This is a genomic window from Paenibacillus rhizoryzae (genome assembly GCF_059686995.1).
On sequence record NZ_JCAALT010000002.1, the window covers coordinates 513,794 to 532,171 of the forward strand.

The following is an 18,378-nucleotide window of genomic DNA, read 5'->3' on the forward strand; positions in this document are numbered from 1 at the left end:
TCATCCGCAAGGCGGATTCGGGGGACGTTATGGCCATTAAGAAGACCGGAGATTTGACCTTAGTCAAACAAATGAATACCGCAATCGTGCTGGAGGCGGTGCTTCGTCACGCGCCTCTTTCACGTGCTCAAATATCAGAGCGGACCGGACTGAACAAAGCTACGGTGTCGAGCCTCGTGCAGGATTTGATCGACCGCCATCTCGTGCTCGACATCGGCCCCGGTGAATCGAGCGGCGGCCGCAAGCCGTTTCTCCTCTTATTCCATGCCCGTGCGGGTTACGCGATCGGCATTGATCTTGGGGTTAATTATATCCGCGGCATCTTGACGGATCTGGAAGGCGCCGTCGTGCTCGAACGCGAGCTGACCATCGACAATCATGAGGCCGATATTGTGCTGCCGAAGCTGATGGATTGCATCGAAGAGCTGAAGTCATCCATGCCTGCGAGTCCTTATGGACTAGTTGGCATTGGGATCGGCGTGCCTGGGATCGTCAATGGCGAGGGCACGATCTTGTTCGCCCCTAACTTGTCTTGGCCGCAGGTTCCGCTTCGGGCGATGATCGAGGAACGTTTCGGTGTGCCGGCCACGATTGACAATGAAGCGAACGCAGGGGCGCAGGGGGAGCAGAAATACGGCGCCGGACGCGGCATTGCGAATCAGATTTATGTCAGTATCGGGATCGGGATCGGGACGGGCATTATTTTGAACAAGGAGCTGTATAAAGGGGCGGCCGGCTTCTCCGGTGAGCTTGGCCATCTCTCCGTTATGGCGGATGGCACGCCATGCCGCTGCGGCAACCGCGGCTGCTGGGAGCTGTATGCCTCCGAGAACGCGCTGCTTGAACAGGCGGAGCCGCTTGGCTATTCGGATTTGGATGCTCTTATCGGCGCAGCCGAAAAAGGCGATGAGCAAGTCATCGCCCTGTTTCATCGTATCGGGGAATGGATCGGAACGGGGATTGCGAACATCGTCAATGTATTCAATCCGAATGTTGTGATCATCGGCAACCGGATGCGCCGCGCGGAACCGTGGATTCGCGAAGCCGTCGCCGCCACGGTCGGCAGCCGCGCGCTTGCTTATCACCGGGAACAGTTCTGCCTGCTCTATGCGGAGCAAGGTGACAAGTCTGCTGTGCGGGGCGCCGCTCATTACGCGATTTCCGCTTTTCTGACCAAGATGAAGGAGAGCTGATGTACAGCTTCTCGCTCCCTTCGCCTAGACGGCCAGAATGATTTTACCGTATTGAATTTCACCTTTCACCAGCCGCTGGAAGCTTCTCGGTCCTTCCTCCAGCGGTTTTTCTGTTGTCCAGCCTTCCTCCGTCACTTTCCCTTCGGTCAGCAGCTCCAGCGCATCGGCGAAATCCTGCGGCGTATAGCAGAACGAACCGAGTACATTCGTCTCGCAGCGAATCATATCGTTGATCGGAAGCGGCGACTCGGCGCTGCCGAGCCCGATATTCATGATCGTACCGCCGGTATTGACGATTGCCTTCGCCAGGCTTCGCGTTACGCTGAACCCTGCCGCATCAATGACGATATCAATGCCTTTGCCGTTCGTCGCCTGCCTCATAGCAGCAAGGGATGAATCGCTTGTGCTGTCCACTGCGCCGTCGAAGCCCATTTGTGAGACCAGTTCCAGCCGCAGCGGATTGTTATCAAGCACGAACACTTTGCCCGCTCCCAGCAATCGTGCCGTAAACGCACAAAGCAATCCGATTGCGCCTGCTCCAATTATGGCCACATTGCCAAACGGAACAGTCGCCATTGCGCGCCTGGTTGCGCGCAAGGAGCATGCCAGCGGCTCGGTCAACGCAGCTCGGCGATAGGAGAGCGCATCTTGAATGCGCACCACTTGTGCCGCCGGCACCGTAATTTGCTCCGCATAAGCACCGGGACGGTGGATGCCGATAATTTGTCTGCGATCGCATAGGTTATACTGCGCGCGAACACAGCGCGGGCATGTTCCGCAGTGGATAAGCGGGTTCACGACAACTCGCTCGCCTACCGCGAAGCTTGCAGCAGCGCCGATAATTTCGCCGGCAAATTCATGGCCCATCAGCAGCGGCGGATGCCGCAAGCTGTTATGCCCGAGATACCCCTCCAGGTCAGATCCGCAGATGCCCGCATGGCTGACTTTGATGACCACTTCCTGTTCCTTCGGCTCCGGTAAAGCCAAATCAATGAACGACATTTGCTCCGGTCCTGTCCACATGACTGCTTTCATGGCTATCCCCTCTTCCCCCTATTACATGATCAGTGCGCCGCCGTCGACAGCAAGCAAGGCACCGGTGACCCACTCTGCATCCGGCGATGTCAGATAAACAATTGCCTTACCGAGATCGCTCGGTCGTCCCCCGCGTCTGGCCGGTAAATTCGACGCCCATTCATCGCTCTGTACTCCGGCCTGCTTGCGCTGCTCAAGATTAATGTCCGTAGCCACACCGCCGCATAGAATCGCATTGACTCGGATGCCGTACTTGCCAAGCGCGTTTGCCATCGACGAGGTTAGCGAATTCATGCCGCCTTTGCTCGCCGCATAATGCACCTGCTCGGGTCCGCCCCTCATCGTCGTGACAGTGCTGATATGAACGATCGCTCCCCGCCCTTGCTCCCGCATCACTGCCCCGGCAGCCTGCGAACAGAAGAAAGCGCCTGCCAGATTGACGGCAATCGTCCGATTCCACGTCTCTTCCTCGATAGCGAAGAAATCGCGAAATGGGCAAATGCCCGCATTATTGACGAGAATATCGATGCGGCCATATCGCGATTTCACATCGCTGACCATGCGATCGATTTCCGCCTTAACCCCAATGTCCGCGCCAATTGCCTCCGCTTGCCCGCCCCGCTGCCGGATCTCGGCAACCACCTCTTGGGCAGCTTCTTCATGACTGGCGTAGTTCACGATAACCGTCGCTCCCGCAGCGGCAAGCTCCCCGCAGATTCCCCTGCCGATGCCGCGGCTTCCGCCGGTTACAATTGCGACTTGCCCCTGCAATTTCCCGCTCAAGCTCAAGTCCAAGTTCAAGGTCGATTCCCCCTCACCCATCCATCCGGATATCGTTCCAATATCGCCGTATCATGCCCAGGCAGCAAAATATCCGCTTCCCGCTTCAATCGGCGAATCGCATATACGCTGTCCTCCGCGCTGAACCCGAATCCGATCGGATGCTCTCGCTCCAAATTTTCGTACAAAAATGCAACATCGCCGGTAATGGCGGCTATGCCGTCCTCCATTTGAATCAGCACCGCTTGCGAGCAGCGTGTATGTCCGCCCACATGGATAACCCGAATACCCGGCACAATTTCAGCCTCGTCCGGCACGAGCGTAAGCTGTTCTTTCATTTCGTTGTCCATGTACCGAAGGAGGGCATGGGGGAACGTATCGAAGATCGGAACGCCACGTTCGACCGCAAAATCCCAGCCTCTGCGATTCACGTAGATCTTGGCGTTGACGAAGAGCGGAATGTTGGCGATATGGTCATAATGCAGATGCGTCAGAATGACCGTATCGATATCCTGAGGCTGCAAGCTATCGCATTTTGCAAGCAGCGATATCGTATCTTCACCCTCGGCGACCGGGAAACCGGCATGACTATTCTGATCGAGCCTATGAAACTCCTCACCGTATTCGCCGCCGTAGCTGAGCTGATGCGTACCGCCCATCCCAGTGTCCACAAGGATGTTCCGTCCGGCACCTTGAATCAGCCAGAAATAGCAATTGACATGCACCTGCTCCCCGAACCCTTCCATGAATAGAAAAACCGGCTTCGGCGCGCTGTGCGTCGCGGTTCGCAAGCATTTGATCGTATAGACGCTCACTTGAGATGCCTCCTATTTAGTCAGCTCATCCAGCACTTCAAGTGCCCCTTCGCGCAGCGAAAGTCCGGTGCCAATGCATTCCGGCAGCGTAAACCATCCGTCCTGCGGCAGCTGTACGCCATCGAACACGACGTCGTAGTTGGTTTTATCCGCACCATGGTAATAAGCAAACTCCGCATAAGGAATGTTCACCTGCGCGAAAATCAGATGCAGCGCCCAAGGCTGCAGGCCTCCTGCATGCGGAATAACTTCAAGATTGCATGCGGATGCCATCGTGCATATTTTGCGCGCTTCCGATACCCCGCCGACCCAGCAAATGTCCGGCTGCAGAATTTGAGCTCCGCGCGCTTGAATCAGCTGTTGGTAGCCGTAACGCGTATATTCGTGCTCTCCTGTCGCAATAGCGGAAGTGATGACTTTGCGGTTGAGCTCCGCGTAGCCGTCAATATCGTCCGGCGGCAGCGTTTCTTCGATCCATTTGACGCGGTAAGGTGCGACCAGCTCCGCCATCCGAATCGTATATTCCACATTCCACGCCATATAACAGTCCAGCATAATTTCCATATCCGGACCCAAAATATCCCTTGTTTCCGCCACCAGCGCCACATTGCGCTTCATGCCCTCCCAGCCCGAGGACGGACCGTACGGCATGGCGAGCTTTTGGCCCATGAAGCCGCGGTCTTTGATTTTGGTGGATTCATTTCCCGTGACATAAGCCTGCACTTTGTCCTTCGTTGCGCCGCCCAAGCTGACATAAAGCGGCTCTTGCCTGGCCTTGGCAATCAGATCCCACAGCGCCAAATCGACAGCGGAAACGGCCATGATCGGAATGCCTTTGCGACCGTAAGGCAGCGTGATTTTGAACATCATGTCCCACAGCTTCTCGATTTGAAAAGGATCCTTTCCCAGCAATATGCGGCTGATATGCTCGTTAATGATCGACGCCGTCGCCATGCCTCCGGTGCTCTCGCCGAACCCCTCGAGTCCATTGTCGGCAATGATCTGCACGATTACGCGGCCTCCCATGCCAAGCCAGCTAGACCTGCGGTCGAAGTATTCCGGGTAATTGGACATCGGATTCGCAATTACCGTTTCCGACAACCAGGAGCCCTCCGTATTGACGCTCCCCTGCCTCACTTGCTGGGCATGGGCTTTCTCACCATTCACAATAAAGACGCGTACGTGCTCGATTTTCATTCAAGCAGCCTCCTCTTGATCTGTTAATTGGGTGATTCCAGCACCTGGCGGTTGCGTGCATATAAGCGTTTACAAAAACATGGCATGCCAAAAAGCATCAAGCGTCCTGAGGATTTCTGCTTGAGTGATTCCATTCCGATTCGGCGGCGGTGAGCTGAGCGGTTGAACAGTGTAGGAGTCTGATTTAATGCTGGTTGGGTGGTGGTGTGTGAGGTTGCTTGAGGTAGGAGCAGCGCTGGGCTCCCGTTAGGGGTGCCAGCCCAGCGCCGCTTTCGAATTAAGTATACAATGTATGTTATTTGGTTTCAATAATAGTTTTAATTTGAATATAGGTATACTTTTATTGAGTTGCAGAGTAATGCGTGGTACTGCTGCGAACCAGCAGCTTCGGCACAATTTCCTCTTTCACAAAAGACTCTTCAATCGCCTTTTCACTCCATGGCTTCAGCAGTAATTCAACGGCGCGCTTGCCCATCCGCTCCGTATTCTGATTGACCGTTGTGAGCGCAGGCGAGGTGTAGCGGCTTTGGATGACGTCGTCATAGCCGACAATGCTCAGCTCATCGGGAATGCGCAGCCCGAGCTCTTTGCCAGCGCGAATGGCGCCGAAAGCCTTGTAATCGCTCGTTGCGAAGATCGCTGTCGGCTTGTTCTCAAGTGCCAGCAGCTGCTTGGCACCCTCGTAGCCCATCTCCTCCAGCTCTTCGTTGGCCTCCATCACCGATACCAACGACTCATCGAAGGCGATTCCGTGCTGAGAGAGCGCGAGCTTGTAGCCTTGCAGGCGCAGCGAGAATTCTTGGTTGATGTCCATTAGCGAATGGCCCGTTACGATGATGCCGATGCGCTTGTGACCAAGCGAAATCAGATGCTCGGTGGCCAGGTAGCCGCCCGTCAGATTATCGACGATGACATACGGAATTTGAAGCTGCGGGAAGTAAAAGTGAGCCAGCACCATGCGCAGGTCGGCTTCTTTCCACGCTTTCAGTTGGGAAATCAGTATATTTTGCGCGCCCGGAGCGCCAGGCAGCACGATAGCTCCGACCAGCGGGTTCGACTCGATTCCATCGCTTTCGCTTACGTCGAGCAGTTGGAACCGGATGTCATGTTCCTCGCAAGCTGCATGAATGCCGCTAATAAAATTGGCATAAAACGGATGGTTAAACAGATGCGGCGAGGCGGACGGATGGATCAGCACAATTTGCTCGAGCGCAATTTTGCCGCCCTCCGAAGCTTCGGCTTGCTGCGGGTCTCGCAGCTGAATGAATGTCCCTTTGCCTCGAATGCGGACAACGAGCCCTTCATTGACGAGTTCGCTGAGCGCGCGACGTGATGTAATTTCACTCGTCTCGTATAATTTGGCCAGCTCGATCTGCGTCGGTATCGCATCTCCGTCCTTCAGTTGGCCGCTGCCGATCTTTTCTTTAATGTCTTCCACAATAAACTTGTAAAGCGGCATTGTCTCTCTCATCCCAATACACCCCTTCTGCCGGTTCCTACCCAATGCGCGGACAGTAAATTATACTTATAAATCTCTAGCTTGATTATATAGTATACTTTATCAAAAAACCAAGAAAAAGTTAGTGGTTGTGCTTCATGATGGGGTCCTGAGGTGGCGCGGCATGAGATGACACGGCTAGAGCGGTAAGAGGTACCCCTCTTGCGCTCCCAACTAACCTTTCTAGCTCATCAACGGTAACTGATACCTCTCTTTATCCGAGTTTCGCCCCATGTAGATCCCTAGACAAGCTACTTGTCAATTGAGCCACTGCGGCGGCGGATTGCTGCTTCGCTATACGCCACACCAATCTGCCATCCATACACCACAAACAACAAAAAAGTGACCGAGCAGGATCTACTCCTCCTGCCCAGCCACTTTGTCTGCTAACCATCCACTCTCCGCCGCCAACTTCTACGGCGTATTCGTCAGCCAAATATAATCGACGTTCATAGTGCCCGTTGTCGAGAAAGGGTCGAAGCGCAGGGATTTAATCGTCCCGCTCCAGCCGGCCACGGTGCCCATGTCGATCGTGTACTCGGTGTAGCTGCCCATATTCGCAGCTGTCGTGAATGTCTTGGACTTGGCTTCATTCCAGGTCGAATCAGCGTTCGTAATGAAGAAGAACTTCGCGCCGGTATCGGCCGTATTGTTCTTCAAGCGGATCTTGAGATAACGATAAGAAGACGCAATGCCGAGGTTATTCGGGCCAACGGAATAGGGATCTCCGCCACTTGAAGTGATCGTCCAAATCCCGCTCGATACGCTGCTGCTGATTTGATTCGTGTTGCCCCAGCCGTCCGTGCTGCCCGCCGTTGCAAAATCCCACTGCGCCGCGATGCTCGAAGCCGTGTAAGCGACTGCCGGTGACCAGCTTACATTGTCGTACTGGTTGCTGCCCGCTGAACCGCTCGTAATTTCGAATCGAATCTCATCTCCCGCAGCGACCGTAACGCCATCGAGGTTGCTCTCATAACCGAAGCGGTCATTGTACGCGATGCTTTGGTCGCCTCCAGCCGGCCAGATCCGTGTGCCGTTCTTCGTGATGCGGGCAACAACGCCGTCCCCGCCGGCGATGACGGATTTCAGCACGCGGCCGCGAATACTGACCGTTCCGCTTGTTGGCGCCGTCCATGCGCGGGCAACGATTTTGCCGACTCCGGTGTCGGGATGCATTTCAAATTGAGAAACCTGCGGCACATTCGATACAGAGGAAGCCTGCCAAATGTTACCCGCTGTATCATAGTAGCCGAGGTTGCTCCACGTCGAGCCGTTATAGGCTTTATACGACCAGTTACTGCTCCCTTGCGTAGCGCTAAATTGCTTGGCTGCATGATAGATATTGCTGCTGTTTGTAATTTGAAGATTGTTGGTGAGCGTAAATCCGCTGTAATTCGCACCGTCCTGATACAAGAAATTGTTTGGCTCCGAATACAGATTGTCGCGGATCGTTCCGCTTGGTGTATCCGAGTTGCCTGCACGGCGGAAGGAGCCGCTGCCATTGTTAATGAAAACATTGCCGCCTGCCACGCTGTTCGTCTCCAAACCGAGGCCCGGATGGATCGCCAAATAAGAGATACCGGCACCTGCGTTGCCCGCAATATAGTTATTGTTGATTTGCAGATTGTCTGTGCAGCACTCATAGTCGAAGGCCACTTCGTCCGGTGAGGATGTGTTCGGCACGTTCGTGAACATGCTGTTCAGAATGTACGAGTCGCTTACAAAAGCAATATAGATCGCAGCCGTTCCCGTATCCGAGTGACAGCCGCCTTCACCATCGAGCTTCGAGTTAATCATGGTTAAATACCGAACGGATGTCAGCCGCATGCCATCATCGCAACCGGTGCCTCCGCCCGCATTGTCGCCATGCATGTTGAGATTGTTCATCAGCACATGCTCCGCTGCCTTGTGGCCGGTAGCATTCATATAGCCGGAGTTGTACCAGTCGATCGATATCGTATCCAAGTTGCGTGTGCCTTCAATCGTATCGAATGTGACGTTATCTACAATGTAGGTGCTGGCGGGGTTAGAAGCGTTGAAGGTTTTGGAGGTGAACTCAATCCCTGCCGAGTTCCAGATGGCATCCCCCGTAGAATCATTGCCGCTGCCTGATCCTTGATGAATGCCGTAGATGTCATGAAAGTATAAGTTCGTGAAGGACAGATCATTATGCCCCGCTGTCGAAAAGGTAACTAAAATGCCCGTTCCGGCGCTGCCTACCTCTAAATTGTTGATTTTCCAATAGCTTGGGTTCGTCAGTTTAATGCCGCGATCGCTTTGGCTGCCATTGCGGATGATTTTCGCTTTAGCGGTGCCGCCGTAGGAATCGATCGTAATGTAGTTTGTCGAGGTGCCTTGCCCGGTAACCGTCATTTGCTGGTTGCAAGTGACGCCGCTCTTGAGCAGAATACGGTCACCGGCGCTCATCGTACCGATGCTGTTAATCGAGTTAAAGCTGTTGTAAGGGGATACCTGCGTGCCCGTTCCATTGGATCCGGCAGAGCAATCCACATAATAGTCCGCTGCACTAGCCTTCGCGTTCCATACAAAGAAACAGCAGAGTACAACAATTGCGAACAGCATTGCCTTCAGCAATTTCGATCCGAAAGTCAGCCTTATCGATAGAGCCATCCAATCTCCCTCTTCCCATTTCGAATAGTCGCCTCGCATCCGCGGAGTAAACGCTTCCAAAATAGAATCAGAAATCACTGCCGTGTATTAATGACCTCCTTCCATCTGTCGGTTATTTAAGTATACTAATTAAACTTAATACTCCGACTATAAATACTTTACCACGCCAAAACCCAATATTAAATATACTTTGATAAATTTTTCTTACCTTCATCACAAACAAAAAACCTCAATGCCCTATTCACGGCATCGAGGTTTCTTCATTAAACAAGGTGGGATTGATAGATGCACTTCATAAGCTCGAACGTTGCTTTCGTATCCGCCCATGCGCGATGCGGCCGTTCGTTTTGAATGCCGAAACGTTCGCAAAGGGTTGATAAATCATAGCTCTCAACGGGAAGCTTTAACTGCCTTGCCTGCTTAATCGTGCATAACAGCTTGCCTTTCCATACTCGAATATTAGCTCTATCACAGATCGCCTTCAACACGCGATAATCATACTGCACATTATGACCGACGAGCACCGGAGTACCCGCGAGAAATTTGTTCAATTGTTTCACGGCTTGAAAGGAAGTTGGCATATCGGCAACATCTTCATCGGTAATGCCCGTAAGCTCCCTTATTTGTTTGGGAAGCTTCAGCTTGGGATTCACCAGTGTTTGGAATCGATCAATGACTTGACCGTTCTTAAATTTCAAAGCGCTGATTTCAATGATTTTGGCATACTCCACGATAGGCGAAGTGGTCTCAAAGTCCAGCACAACACCTTCTTCGGGCATCGTAAGCTCCGTGTAGTAATCATATTTCTTGGCTTTCTCCTTCACTACAACCGGAGGATTCAACTGTGCTGCAGCGATCGCTGCTACCGGATAGCCCTTGAGCACGCCTGGCTTTATCTGATCGACAATGCTAATGCCATGGAGCAGATCAAGCCGGTCGGTATAGGGATCGCAGCTAGTTGGAGCATACGAAACAAACTCATCCAGCATGCCGGAGACCTGTTCCTTATTTGCTAAACCGTGCAAGGAAAGAGCCGACTTTGAAACGGCAAGCTGAATCCCATAGCTCCGGTATGTGCGATGCAGCAAGCCAATGACTTTATGAAGCCCGCTCCAAAATCCATAATCCGCCCTGCCTTCCCCCACGTTGAGCGCCATATAGCCCTCTTTGACTCCGGGAATGCAGCAATAAAACATCAAACGCGTCTCGGAATTATGTTCATAGAGCTTCGCAGCTAGAATAATGGTCCTGTTCATCACAATCACCCGCCGATTTATAAACTGATTCTGCCGCTAGTGACTTCATCTCATACGGTTGTCCTTATTATAAGGCAAAAAAGAAGCAGCCTCCTCCTTTTTTTGAGGAAACTACTTCTTTTCATAAGCGTTACTCTATAGTTGGAGAAGATCGCTTAGAATGCGGAAGTCCATCCGGCATCTGCTGTAACAACCGTTCCGTTCAAGAAACTCGAATCATCGGAAGCCAAGAACAAAGCAACCTTAGCAATTTCTTCAGCCGAACCCGCACGCGGAATCAATCCTTGCACTGCCTGAGAACGGCTGAGGCCGAACTCATTGATGTTCTTCATCGAAGATGCGATGTTCGTAATAACCGCTCCCGGCGCGATCGCATTGCAACGAATCCCTTGTTTCGCATACATAAAGCCTGTATTCTTGGTCAAGCCGACAACCGCGTGCTTAGAAGCCGTATAGATCGCTCCTGCGTGTCCGCCATTATAGCCGCCGGTAGAAGTTACTAACGATCTCTTGAGCAACTTGCTCCGCGCCTTCAAGGTTAAGGTCGGCGACAATCACCTTCGCGCCTTCCTTTGCGTACAATTCGGCGATTGCTTTCCCCATTCCGGATGCTGCTCCAGTGACAACGGCTACTTGATTTTGTAGTTTCATGGATGATTTGCTCCTTTGTTATCGATTAGATACAGTAACTGGTTTAGGTTCTAAATGAATTCCTGCTGCTGCCTTCTCTTCGACAGCCTGACCTGTACGTTTAATGAAGAAAGATAGCAAAAGTCCAATAACGCCAATGCCAATAATGACTAGATACGCATCGTTAATTCCTTGAATGGACGACTCCATGATCATATGCTCCTGTGTAGCATCTCCGCCGGCAGCCATCATATCCTGCAAATGAGTCTTCGTTCTGGTCGTCATAACGGTAACCAGCAAGGATGTACCGATTGCGCCAGCTACTTGCTTAATCGTATTGGAGATGGCAGTACCATGCGCATTGAGTCTGGCAGGCAATTGGTTCAAACCGGCTGTAGTAATCGGCATGAGGAACATCGCCATACCGAAACGTCTTCCTGTGGACATCAGAACCAGATACGCATAGCTGGTTGAATCCGTCAGATTCACGAAGCCAATTGTGGTTGCGATCGTAATCGCCATCCCGACAATGGACAGCCACTTCGCACCAAATTTGTCGAACAGTCTGCCTGTGATCGGCATCATAACTCCCATCAGAAGCGCACCTGGCAGCATTAGCAAACCGGACTCCAGCGCTGTGTAACCACGTGCATTTTGCAAATACAATGGTAGCAGCATCATATCCGCATACATCACCATCGTAACCGCAATATTAATAATGGTCGTCAGTGAGAACATACTATATTTGAACGTCCGAAGTTCAAGAAGCGGTTCCTTGGAGACCAGCTGTTTCCATGTGAACAGAATCAACGCGATCACGCCAACAACGATCGAAAGAATAACTTCCGTGCTTGACCACCCTTTACTTCCTGCGCTGCTGAAGCCGTAAAGTACGGCACCAAATCCGACCGTGGAGAGAAGCACGCTCCATAGATCGATTTTAGGAAACTGTCGTTCAGCTACATTTTTCAAGAAAACAAAAGCGACTGCGACTACGATTACTGCGAGTGGAATCATGCCATAAAACATCGTGCGCCATGAGAAATGCTCCATCACATAACCGGCTAATGTCGGCCCGATTGCAGGAGCGAAAATAATAGCGAAACCGACCATCCCCATTGCTGCTCCCCGTTTGTCAGGAGGGAAAACCGTCAGGATTACGGTCATAAGAAGCGGCATAATAATTCCGGCACCGGCAGCCTGGATCAAACGGCCTGCAAGCAAAACATCGAAGTTAGGCGCTACTGCCGAAACGATCGTACCCCCGAGAAAAATAATCATTGCCGTCTGGAACAGCTCACGCGTCGTAAACCGCTGCATGAGATAAGCTGTGATCGGAATCAGAACGCCGTTCACTAACATATAACCGGTAGTCAGCCATTGCGCGGTAGATGCCGCAATGTCAAAATCGATCATCAGCTCCGGCAGTGCAACGCTCATGATGGTCTGATTCAAGACCGCGATGAACGCCCCGAGAATCATAACAAACAATAGCGGACCTTTCTTTATGGAACTAATCTCAAGGCCTGAAGAATGACTCATAGATTGCTCAACCCCCTTCAAAATTCTTTTCTGAACTAATTTACACACTGTTGTATAATGTACCTAATGTAAGATTATAAGCACCGCACTACACGATCACAAGCAACAGCTTTTCGAGAAATGTTAATTAGTTTACGAATACGCCGATTGTGTCGCCTAAACGAAACATCTTTTACGAAGAGGTCCTAATTGTCGTGAACAAGATGGTCGAAAAAGGAGTTGAACTCTTGCCGGTAAAATCAACACGAACGGATCCGCGCGTACTTCGAACGCGCCAATTGATCCGGGATGCATTCATCGACCTGCTTCAAGAACATGAGCTTGAGAAAATAACCGTCAATCGGATTGCCGAACGCTCCACGATCAGTCGTGTCACCTTCTATCTTCATTACCGGGATATTCCCGATCTGATGGATAAGATGGCCGATGACATGATTCATGAAATTCATTTGATCTTAAAAGAAGTGCCGGAGAAACCTCAGGTTGAGGTGGATTGGACCATATTGCTTCGGATTCTTGAACATATCGCGGCAAATTCGAAATTTTACACGGTGCTGCTTGCTTCCGAACGAATATCCATTTTCACCGACCGCCTTATGAATCTGATGGTTGAAATCATCAGTAAGCGTGCGGAGAACCGAGCATCCTCGTCCGTACCGACGCTGAACGTTCCAAATGACATTGCCATTTGGTATGGCTCCTCCGCATTCATCGGCACAATCGTGTGCTGGCTTCGCAATGATATGCCCTATACGCCGCTTTATCTCGCTAAGCAGCTCTCCCTGCTGTTCCGGTTACATCAGAATCCTACCCCTACATAACAAAAACGGCGGACAAGGTTGTAGTAACCTTTGTCCGCCGCTTCTTCTAAGCAGGCAATGCCTTTCGCTTACCGGATAGCGAGTACCAGAGCAGCATGCATAACGAGCAAATGCTAACGGCAATTAGAACGCCGTACACATATTCATAAGCGTGCAGGAGTGAATATTTCTTGTGAAATTCAAGCAGCATACCGCAAACCGCAACTGACAACGAGCCGCCTAAAAACTGGATGAGCTGCATAAGTCCCATACCCGAGCCGATCAGCTCGGGCGGTAAAATGCGAGACGTTTCATTGTTTAACGATGCCAATGTAGCGGATGCCGCAGGTGAGAAGAACAGGTACCCGATCAGGATGATCAGCGGCGATGCGCCGAGCTCTTCCTTAAACAGGATCATCACGGATGCCAGCAGGCCGTGCCCCAGGATCAGGAACCGTACATTGCCGTATTGATCAATCCATCGTCCGATAAAGCGCGTCAGAAAGGCGGATAACACCGCTCCCGGAGCAATCGTGAAGCCTATAACCAGCGGTGATTTGTCGAATAGATTCGCAAGGGCCAGCGGCATCAGAAACAAGTTGCCGAGGTTCATAACCAAGATGCTGAAACCGACAACAAGCAGCTTCAAGTATGCCGGCTTCGATAAGAGCTGCGGATTGATGAACGTTTCTTTCCCTTGTTTGAGATGCCAGGCGTGAGCGATGATCGACAACAAGGCGGCAATGAACCAAATGAATGAGCGCTGCGTAACGGCAATCAGCAGTGCCGCAGCATTGACGACGGTTAAGACAGCTCCGATTAAGTCGAAGCGAAACGGCTTTGGCTCTTCTTTGGGAAGCAGGCGCAGCAGGATCGGAAGCAGGATAAGAACGATACAAGTGACGCCGAATAATCCGTTCCAGCCGATGTACTCGCTGATCAGCCCGCCAACAATCGGACCAAGTCCGAATGCCATTGCTGAGCCCGCCGATATCATCGATATCGTTCTGCCGCGTCTCTCATAAGGGATATACCGGCTGGCGAGAACGAGGCCAAGTCCCGCCATCGCACCGGAACCGGCCGACTGCGCGATACGTGCGAGCAGGAGCGTTTCGAAGTTCGTCGCCAGAATCCCGATAATAGAAGAAAGGCCTAGAATCGAGAGTCCGACGGCCACCAATCTTCGAATTGGCAGCACGTCGGAGAGTCTGCTGTAAATTACCGTTGATAAGGCATATCCGATCGAATAGCTTGAAACAATCCACGATCCAAGCACCGCCGAAACGCCAATATCTTGAATGATACTCGGAATGGACACGTTAAACATCGTCGTATTCATCACAACGATGAACAGACCGAACGTCCAGACCGGCATTACGATTTTGTCATTCATGTTGGTACCTTCCTACTCTTAAGCTTTCCGTGCAAGCTTCTTACAATACAGCAAGGAGTTCATCTGTTGTTAGAATGGCATGCGCGAACGTTGGGCCATTGATTTCATGCGCCGCATGCATCGCTTCTTTAGTGAAAGCTGATGTGGCATCTTTCACAAGGGTCACATGGTAGCCAAGCTCCATGGCGAAACGTCCGGTCGCTTCGATGCACGTATTTGCTATCATACCGATAAGGATTACTTTTTGTAAACCATGCATTTTGAGTTGATGATCGAGATCCGTGTTGGCAAATCCGCTGCTGCCCCAATGCTCTTTGATCATGATATCGCCATGCTGAGGTTGAAAATCCGCATGAAATTCCCCGCCCCATGAGCCTTTTGCAAAAGACTGTCTTTCTTTAGCCCGGAGCTGATAGGGAGTCGGATGATTCCATGTTTCGTAATCATCGGGTTCCGCTCGGTGATGAGGAACGAAAAAAACCCGAATGCCCGCCTTTCGAACGGCCGCAACAATTTCTCTGAGATGGTCGAGTAAGTTTACCGCTTCGCTTACTTCTTGCGTTCGCGGATAGATCTTCCCTTCCGGTGCCAAGAAATCATTGTACGGATCCACCAGAAGAAGTCCTGTTGTTGTTTTGTCATACGTTTTAGTCATTTAATACCTACTCCCTTCCGTATGTTCAGTTTCCCCCATAAAAGTCGAGATGAACCGAAACAACGAATCGTAACTTTGTTGTTACTTTTTCGTTACCGTTCTGTCATTCATTACGATGCTGGGCTCGTTATTATGTAGTTGTAAGCCAAGTTGTTAACTTGTTGTCGTCGTCCTAATCTCCAATAAAAAGAAGAGGTGTATACATCATGTTGAAGAATACAAAAACGAACTCATCGTTGAAAATAGGAAGCAAATTAGCTCTAGCCGGATTGATCGCAGTAGGCTCTATGGCAGCCATCTCCCACTCGGATGTACATGCAGCGGCGGCGAAAGTGGATACCAGCAGCATTAAAGCACAGCAAGGCAGCACGTATATCAAGACCATCTACAGTCTTGCAAAAGAAGGCAAAATTCCCGGACTGAACGCAATCGCAGGCAAAACGCCAATCTCCGCTGTCCACTACAAATGGGGCGAACCGGAAGTTGGCGGCGACTTGAAGGGCAACCATTACGAATTGTACAATTTCGGCATGGGACAAGGCGCTTACGGTTTCGGTATTAACAAATCCGGCGTCATTTACGATTTGCGTAATTTCGGGCAGTCCATTGATCAAACCGTTGGCGTTAAGTCACTGACGTTCGCGGCCGTTATCAAAACGCTCGGTATGCCTAAAGAAGTCCGCTACTCCGGCACGGACAAAATTTACGTCTACCACCCTGCTGCCGCATATGAATTGAAATTCGTCGGCCCAAGCAAGGTAGTAAAAGGTAAAGTAGCCCATATCGACCACATCAACGTTTACGCGGCTAAAGCGAATAAATAATACGCGTTAAGAAATGAAGAAACCGTTCGGGAACCCGGACGGTTTCTTTCTTCTAGCTTAGTCTTTGCGCTCTATCATGCTCGCCATAATAATACGGATTAGCGGTAGCCGGCAGCGGTCGATCCACTACATAATGAGGATTCTGCTTCTGCTTCATCAAGGCTGCAATCACCTCTTTGAGAGCTGCCCATAAACTCGGGCTCGGAGCCGGGTAATCGAACTTCAGCTCTTCATGCAGGGCTGGCAGCGCATGATAAGACGGGTATTGCCCACCAGGTCCCCCAGGAATAATAGGCTAGAATCCCTGTACCTATAAACCACGCAAACATGATGAACGTATCGCGAATAGCGGGGCCATCCTTACGCTTCATAAGTTCTTTTAGACGCTGACGAGAAATCGGACTTCGATACCAATCAGCCGATGCCAACCCTCTTTCTTGTGCTCGTAGGTTTTCCGGACCTGTCAGGCTATAATCTCTTTTCTTAGCAGACACGATGTCGGCCTCCTCATTTAAGTGAATGATAGCGCTTTCTTAAATGATAACTCCTTTAGGTCAAACTGTCGTTGAAGAAATAGAATTTCCATTTGCACTATACAGACAAAAAAACAACCTTACCCCGATTATGAGGAAAGGTTGTTCCGACTATCTATCGCAACAGGTTAGTCCAGCACCGCTGTAAGATGAGCTTTGGTAACCGCCCAGTGGGTGGCAGACCAGTACTTGGCCTTATCCTTAATGACAATCAGCTGCGGTGATTCGTGTTTCACATTCAAATCTTCGGCAATCTGATTGGAAACAGGACGGGATTCGATCACTTTGACTAGCATGTAATCCGCATCTTGATTCGGGCTGCCCTTCAAGTAATTCTCATATTCCTGAAGCGCGTTGGCGCTAACCGGGCATGTCGTGCTGTGTTTCAGAATAACCTGTCCTCGCTCGGATGACCTCGCAAGCATGTTGTTCCACTCTTCAAGCGTCGTAATTTCTTTCCAATCCATTTGAATTCCTCTCCTCCCTTAAGTACCGAAAAACTCAGTTAGCAGCTTCACGGTTTCTTGCGGGCTCTGCTCTGCGATCCAGTGTCCCGCTTTATTGATTTTGACCATTCTCATATCAGTTGCATATTGTTTCAGAAATGCTTCCAGTGTATGGGCAGTGGAATCCCAACCACCAATACCAAGTACAGGGACGGACAGCTTCTTATAGGTTTTCAAATCATCGATATCTTGTCTAAACGTTCTGTACCAACCATTACTTGCTCGTATGGCGTCAGGACTTGAATATGCCGCATAATAAATATCTTTCGTCTCTTGCGTCATCGGAGGTTTGCCATAAGCCAAGTAATGAAAGACCCAATCTTGAAAAATGCTCATTTGCTTTCCTTGCAGCAGCTGCTCCGGCAATTCCGGCACGGAATTGAGCGCAAACCACCACGGGTAAATAGGACGTTCAGTATTGCTCATGTCATATACTCCAGGCGGTGCCAGGAGTGGCAGGTTCAGAAATCCTTCGAATGGATGCGGCACATCCATCATGACTAATTTTGACGCAGCCTCTGGGTACTGCGCTGCGTAGGCATAAGCAACCTGTGCCCCAATATCGTGTCCTGCCATGTGAACCTTGTCATAACCCAGCTCTTTAACCAAAGCATAAATATCGGAAGACATGGTCTTCTTGTCATAGCCGGTTTGCGGCTTGTCGGAACTTCCCATTCCGCGATATTCGACCACATACACATGATACTTCTTCGCGAGCTCCGGCATAATTTTGTGATACGCGTACCAGTTCTGCGGCCAGCCGGGAAGAAGGAATAGCGGTTTCCCCTTACCGCCTTCAACATAATGAAGCGTGACGCCATTTACCTTTTTGTATCCGTTCTTGAATCCGGGAAACTTCTTAATAAGCTCCTGATCGGAGAATTTCTTTCTGTCCATTTCGGGTTCAGCGGGATGTTCCATAGTCGAAACCATGGCAAGCTGTATATCCGGAACCGTTGCTGCGATTGATCTCGAAGCCGCTTCGCTCCGATGATCATTGCCTGTGAATGCTGAAAGAAACAGCGCCATCATCAATGCCATAGCCAACAATCCAAACCCTTTAGCATGTCTTCTGAACATTACGATTCCT

The 18,378-nt window shown here is 50.9% G+C and carries 15 protein-coding genes and 1 pseudogene; 3 read left to right on the top strand and 13 right to left on the bottom strand.

What is annotated here, in order from left to right; translation table 11 throughout:
• Nucleotides 1-29 precede the first annotated feature (29 nt).
• Nucleotides 30-1,193 carry an ROK family protein gene (locus tag AC6ESO_RS07545; RefSeq protein ID WP_497090834.1) on the top strand — a complete coding sequence of 388 codons (1,164 nt, stop codon included), beginning with the start codon at nt 30-32 and terminating at the stop codon, nt 1,191-1,193.
• A 24-nt stretch (nt 1,194-1,217) separates the two neighbouring features.
• On the opposite strand, the gene AC6ESO_RS07550 is transcribed toward AC6ESO_RS07545, so the two are convergent.
• The 9 genes and pseudogenes from AC6ESO_RS07550 to AC6ESO_RS07590 all read right to left on the bottom strand — a co-directional run bounded on the left by AC6ESO_RS07550 (nt 1,218) and on the right by AC6ESO_RS07590 (nt 12,577).
• Complete coding sequence (locus AC6ESO_RS07550; RefSeq protein ID WP_497090835.1) at nt 1,218-2,228, bottom strand: zinc-dependent alcohol dehydrogenase; 1,011 nt, start codon at nt 2,226-2,228, stop codon at nt 1,218-1,220.
• A gap of 21 nt (nt 2,229-2,249) precedes the next feature.
• On the bottom strand, nt 2,250-3,029 hold the full coding sequence (locus AC6ESO_RS07555) for an SDR family NAD(P)-dependent oxidoreductase (RefSeq protein ID WP_497090836.1): 780 nt from the start codon (nt 3,027-3,029) through the stop codon (nt 2,250-2,252).
• Nucleotides 3,026-3,823, bottom strand: a complete 798-nt coding sequence (locus AC6ESO_RS07560; protein ID WP_497090837.1) for an N-acyl homoserine lactonase family protein — start codon at nt 3,821-3,823, stop codon at nt 3,026-3,028. The genes AC6ESO_RS07555 and AC6ESO_RS07560 overlap by 4 nt, the downstream gene beginning before the upstream one ends.
• Before the next feature lie 12 nt (nt 3,824-3,835).
• Entirely contained in the window at nt 3,836-5,020 is a 1,185-nt protein-coding gene (locus AC6ESO_RS07565; protein WP_497090838.1) for an enolase C-terminal domain-like protein, read from the bottom strand.
• Nucleotides 5,021-5,360: 340 nt separating this feature from the next.
• Entirely contained in the window at nt 5,361-6,491 is a 1,131-nt protein-coding gene (locus AC6ESO_RS07570) for a GntR family transcriptional regulator (protein ID WP_497090839.1), read from the bottom strand.
• A 441-nt stretch (nt 6,492-6,932) separates the two neighbouring features.
• The gene (locus AC6ESO_RS07575) at nt 6,933-9,149 is read right to left on the bottom strand and encodes a hypothetical protein (protein ID WP_494818161.1); all 2,217 of its coding nucleotides are present in this window, start codon (nt 9,147-9,149) and stop codon (nt 6,933-6,935) included.
• A 263-nt stretch (nt 9,150-9,412) separates the two neighbouring features.
• Nucleotides 9,413-10,405, bottom strand: a complete 993-nt coding sequence (locus AC6ESO_RS07580; protein WP_497090840.1) for a 3'-5' exonuclease — start codon at nt 10,403-10,405, stop codon at nt 9,413-9,415.
• 155 nt (nt 10,406-10,560) lie between these two features.
• Nucleotides 10,561-11,056, bottom strand: a pseudogene (locus AC6ESO_RS07585) (SDR family oxidoreductase).
• Between the two features lie 18 nt (nt 11,057-11,074).
• The gene (locus AC6ESO_RS07590) at nt 11,075-12,577 is read right to left on the bottom strand and encodes a DHA2 family efflux MFS transporter permease subunit (RefSeq protein WP_497090841.1); all 1,503 of its coding nucleotides are present in this window, start codon (nt 12,575-12,577) and stop codon (nt 11,075-11,077) included.
• A 227-nt stretch (nt 12,578-12,804) separates the two neighbouring features.
• Here AC6ESO_RS07590 and AC6ESO_RS07595 point away from each other — a divergent pair, with 227 nt between their 5' ends.
• On the top strand, nt 12,805-13,398 hold the full coding sequence (locus tag AC6ESO_RS07595) for a TetR/AcrR family transcriptional regulator (RefSeq protein ID WP_497090842.1): 594 nt from the start codon (nt 12,805-12,807) through the stop codon (nt 13,396-13,398).
• Between the two features lie 46 nt (nt 13,399-13,444).
• Here the strand turns inward: AC6ESO_RS07595 and AC6ESO_RS07600 are convergent, their stop codons facing one another.
• The gene (locus AC6ESO_RS07600; protein ID WP_497090843.1) at nt 13,445-14,770 is read right to left on the bottom strand and encodes an MFS transporter; all 1,326 of its coding nucleotides are present in this window, start codon (nt 14,768-14,770) and stop codon (nt 13,445-13,447) included.
• A gap of 40 nt (nt 14,771-14,810) precedes the next feature.
• Entirely contained in the window at nt 14,811-15,425 is a 615-nt protein-coding gene (locus tag AC6ESO_RS07605) for a cysteine hydrolase family protein (RefSeq protein ID WP_497090844.1), read from the bottom strand.
• Nucleotides 15,426-15,631: 206 nt separating this feature from the next.
• Here AC6ESO_RS07605 and AC6ESO_RS07610 point away from each other — a divergent pair, with 206 nt between their 5' ends.
• Nucleotides 15,632-16,249, top strand: coding sequence for a YjgB family protein (locus AC6ESO_RS07610; protein WP_497090845.1), 618 nt, complete (start codon nt 15,632-15,634; stop codon nt 16,247-16,249).
• Nucleotides 16,250-16,910: 661 nt separating this feature from the next.
• Here AC6ESO_RS07610 and ytxJ read toward each other — a convergent pair.
• Both ytxJ and AC6ESO_RS07620 read right to left on the bottom strand, forming a co-directional pair.
• Entirely contained in the window at nt 16,911-17,249 is a 339-nt protein-coding gene (ytxJ, locus tag AC6ESO_RS07615; RefSeq protein ID WP_497090846.1) for a bacillithiol system redox-active protein YtxJ, read from the bottom strand.
• Between the two features lie 18 nt (nt 17,250-17,267).
• Nucleotides 17,268-18,368 carry an alpha/beta fold hydrolase gene (locus AC6ESO_RS07620; protein ID WP_497090847.1) on the bottom strand — a complete coding sequence of 367 codons (1,101 nt, stop codon included), beginning with the start codon at nt 18,366-18,368 and terminating at the stop codon, nt 17,268-17,270.
• Nucleotides 18,369-18,378 lie beyond the last annotated feature (10 nt).